Source organism: Brevundimonas sp., assembly GCF_041648615.1.
Lineage (GTDB): Bacteria > Pseudomonadota > Alphaproteobacteria > Caulobacterales > Caulobacteraceae > Brevundimonas.
In genome coordinates this window covers 1-3,599 of sequence record NZ_JBAZOS010000076.1, presented here as the reverse complement: position 1 = coordinate 3,599, position 3,599 = coordinate 1, and the positions used below count along the sequence as shown (strand labels likewise).

The 3,599-nt window shown below is 73.6% G+C and carries 3 protein-coding genes and 2 pseudogenes; all 5 read right to left on the bottom strand.

Features of this window, described 5'->3' with window-relative positions; genetic code table 11:
• Window positions 1-283: pseudogene (locus WC555_RS15315) on the bottom strand (hypothetical protein); the annotation flags it as partial.
• Window positions 280-1,446 (bottom strand): TrbI/VirB10 family protein, encoded by a 1,167-nt coding sequence (locus WC555_RS15310; protein ID WP_373254971.1) that lies wholly within the window; start codon window positions 1,444-1,446, stop codon window positions 280-282. The gene WC555_RS15310 and the pseudogene WC555_RS15315, both read right to left, overlap by 4 nt.
• Entirely contained in the window at window positions 1,443-2,495 is a 1,053-nt protein-coding gene (trbG, locus tag WC555_RS15305; RefSeq protein ID WP_373254968.1) for a P-type conjugative transfer protein TrbG, read from the bottom strand. The genes WC555_RS15310 and trbG overlap by 4 nt, the downstream gene beginning before the upstream one ends.
• Window positions 2,474-3,157, bottom strand: coding sequence for a conjugal transfer protein TrbF (trbF, locus tag WC555_RS15300; protein WP_292066875.1), 684 nt, complete (start codon window positions 3,155-3,157; stop codon window positions 2,474-2,476). Before trbF ends, trbG begins: the two co-directional genes overlap by 22 nt.
• A 1-nt stretch (window position 3,158) precedes the next feature.
• Window positions 3,159-3,599 (bottom strand): annotated as a pseudogene (locus tag WC555_RS15295) (P-type conjugative transfer protein TrbL); the annotation flags it as partial.

The window sequence follows — 3,599 nt, the reverse complement described above, 5'->3', positions numbered from 1 at the left end:
CGTCGCCGCCGACCGCGGCGACCCGCTTGATCAGGCGCACGTCCGCCGGCATGCCGAGCGCCGCCAGATAGGGCCGCGCCCCGGCCGGCTGCGGGATGGCCACGACGGCGCCCCGGCCGGGCTCGGCCCCCGGCCGCCTCAGATAGACGCCGCGGGGAAGGCTCGGGCTCTCGTTGACCAGCGCCAGGGCCGGGCTCCGATCGGCGACCTTGGCCGCGCCTGCCAAAAGCCCGAGGGCGGCGATCGCCCCCCAAAGCCGGACCGATTTCAGGAGCCGGGTCATGGACGGTACGGCTCCAGGATCAGGTCCCGGGTGATCATCACCCGCACCGGCGCGCCGGCCCTCAGCCGGATCGAAGGCCGGACCTCCAGCTCGCGGTCCACCAGCCGCCCCCCGACCCGGGCGCCCTCGATGGCCGCCGCGTCGCCGGCGTCGCCGAGCAGGCCGCCCGAGCCCCCGTCGTCGTCGCGGGCGATCTGGCCGAGCGTGGTGATGGCGCCGGCGAACAGCGTCCCCACCAGCAGCGGCCACAGCCGCCGATCGACCTGGCCCCGGACGCCGACCGCGCCCTGCGCGTCCACGCCAGGCTCGCCGGTCAGGATCAGACTCTTGCCGTTTGGCAGGATCAACCGTTCCCAGGTGAGGAAGGCCCGCCGATCGCCATAGGCGCTCTCGCCTTCGGACGTGCCGACCAGCCGCGTGCCCTGGGGCAGCAGCAGGTGACGACCGCTCACGGAGTCGTAGACGTTCTGCGTGACCGTCGCGATCACGGGTCCGGCGCGCGAGGTGTCCACGGCCGTCAGAAGCGCCGCGGGCACGATGGCGCCGGCCTTGAGTTCGAACGGCGAAAGCGGCGCCACAAGCGCATGGCCGTTGTAGATCGCGCCATAATCCGGGTTGGCGGCCGTCGACCGATCGCCGCCCGGCGCCGGCGCGGCCGTCCTCGAGCCCGCCGCCTGGGTTCGCGCGTCCTCGAAGAACAGCCCGGACCGCGCCGCCTGCTCGCGCGGGCTGGGTCCGCGGGCGTTCGGCGCCGACGCGGGCCGGTAGGCGGGCGCATAGGCGTCGGCGGGCCGTCTGGACGGGCCCGGCGTCGCGGCGGCTTCGGTCGCCGGCGGGTGGTCCGCCGTGCGCGGCTCGGGCAGGCGATCGTAGGTCGCCGGCTGGTCCGTCACCGCTTCCGCGGGGCGGACCACGCCGCGCGCCTGGTCCTCCCGCGCCTCGGCCTGACGGGCGCGGGCGCTGTCACGCAGTTCCGGCTGGACCACGAAGGCCCAGGCCAGGGAGCCCGACACGAGCACCGCGCCGCCGATGACGATGAGCTGGACCACGGACTTGCGCAGGCGCACGGCGTGGGGGCGCGGCGCCCGGGTGCTCAGACCCGGCGCCGGCTCCTTGGGCGCAACGTCGGGCCGGGCCGTGTGGAGAGGATCGAGGTTGGTCATGACCGGGCTCCTGCGAGACGGCGAATGCGGACGATCTGGGGCCGGCGGCCGCCCAGGCGAAGCTCGGCCCGGTCGAACACCCGGTCGACGACATAGAGGCCGCCGACCTGCCGGTAGTTGACCATCTGGGCCTCTCCGTCGGGGGCGATGACGAACAGGACAGGCGCCTCGTCCACCTGAAGGTCCGCGTCGAAGGTGATGAAGGTCCGCCGGCCGTCGTTGAACACCGAGGTCGGGGTCCAGCGCGGACGCCGGCCCTGGGGATCGATCCGGTAGCGGGCGTCGAGTTCGCCCTCCGGCATCACGACGGGCTCGCCGCCGCGCGCCGGGACGGACGCCATGGCGGCCTCCGGGGCGCCGCCGGCGAGGATCGCGTCCGTGTCCCAGGCGACGGCGGCATTGAATGCGTTGGTCGCGCCGCTTTTCAGATCAATGAGATAGACCCGTCTGTTCGTCGTCAGGACGAGGTTTGTCTCCAGGCCCCGCTCGAGGGGCTTGAGCAGCACATGGGTCCGCTGGCCCGCCCCCTCGCCGGAGACCGCCTCGCCGATCTGCCAGCGCACGGTGTCCCCCGCCGCCTTGGCCACAAGGGTCTCCCCCGGCGCCAGGGTCAGGGTGGTGACGCGAAGAGGCGCGGTCCAGATCTCGAACACGCGTCCGGGCGACCAGGTGAAGACCTGGACCCCGCCGACGAAGGCGTCCTCGCGGGACGGCGCGCGCGCCGTCGCATTGGCCGCGGCGATGGCTTGCCGCCCGGTCGCGCCGGCCGGCACATTCCGTGCGTCTGATGGGACCGTCGCGGCCGGCGCCGCGCGGACGGGCGCCGCCTCATAGGCCCGCTCCGTCGGCGAGCGGCCTTGCGGACCCTCGGCCACCGCGAGGGCCGGTTCGGGTTCGATGACCGGCGTCGATGCCAGGGCGTCCATGGGCGTCGAAGCGGTCGTCCGCCCCATCAGGGCGGCCGACGGCCGCAGGCCATCGCGAAAGACCGCGCAGCCGGACAGCGTCAGGCCCAGGGCGGCCAGGATCAGGAGGCGTCGGGGGTCCATGATACGTCCTCGATTTTCAGTCCAAGGGGGTTCTTCATCAGCTCGGCCTCCGTGCGGGGCGGCTGGATCGTGGTGGTGATCAGGGCCCGCCAGCGTTCGGCCCCGGCCGACTGGCCGTTGACGAAGCGGGTCTCGCGCCATTGCAGGTCGAAGGTCCGGTCCGTCCGGCGGACCACGTTCAGGATCTCGACATTGACCGCTTCGCGCCCGACCTCGGCGAAGGGGTCGTGGGTCTGGGCCCAGGCGTTGAGAAAGGACGCCGCCTTGGGCGTCATCAGGTCATAGGCCCGGAGCCAGTTCTGGCGGATGACGATGGGATCGATGCTCTTGGAACGGACATCGCGAACCCAGCCGGCCAGGGCGTGACCGATCTGGGCCTCGTTCGGTTCATAGCGCCCGCCGATGGCGGTGATCCTCTGGGTCTCGCCCCAGTCGGACACCTCGACCACGAAGGGCTTGACCACGGCCCGGTCCGCCTGGACCCACCAGCCGGCGCCCAGGAAACCAGCCAGCGCCAGATTGGCCAGGGCGATGCGGCGCCAATTGCGCGCATGGGCCAGGGACAGGCCCATCCGGTCGTCCCAGACCTGGCCCGCGCGCTGGTACGGCGTCTGGTCGGGCGCGGACGCCAGGGCTCGTCGGGGTCGGAAGAAGGGATGCATCTCAGGACTCCTCGGTCTTCAGATTGGGCGACAGGACGCCGCTGGTTTCCCCGGCCGGGAGCAGACTGCGGCCGGTGTTGGCGACGAAGAAGGCCTGCAGGGCCGCGGACCGCCCCCGCGGGCCTCCGCCCGTGGCCGTCGCGGGCCTCGACGCGGCCCGGTGAAAGTCCGCCCTGGCGGCCTGGGCCTCCCCGGCGATCGTCCCGGGCGAACGGCCTGGCGCGTCCTTCGAGGCCCCCGGCCCGCTCGCCGGCGGGGTTTCGTCCGCGGCCGTTCCGTTCGCAGCGCTGTCCGACGCGGTCTGCGGTCGCCAGGCGACGGCGCGCTCGCCGACACCGCTCGTCCCCGCCGAGGCGGTCACGGCTCCGCCTGACGAACGGCGCGGACCGGACGGCGGCGGGTTGTCGTTCGAGGGCTTCGGCGTCGACGGCCCCTGCGGGTT

Bases quoted from the DNA above. Each gene is read 5' to 3' on its own strand.
- WC555_RS15310 (WP_373254971.1), bottom strand. From the start codon at position 1,446: ATGACCAACCTCGATCCTCTCCACACGGCCCGGCCCGACGTTGCGCCC.
- trbG (WP_373254968.1), bottom strand. From the start codon at position 2,495: ATGGACCCCCGACGCCTCCTGATCCTGGCCGCCCTGGGCCTGACGCTG.
- trbF (WP_292066875.1), bottom strand. From the start codon at position 3,157: ATGCATCCCTTCTTCCGACCCCGACGAGCCCTGGCGTCCGCGCCCGAC.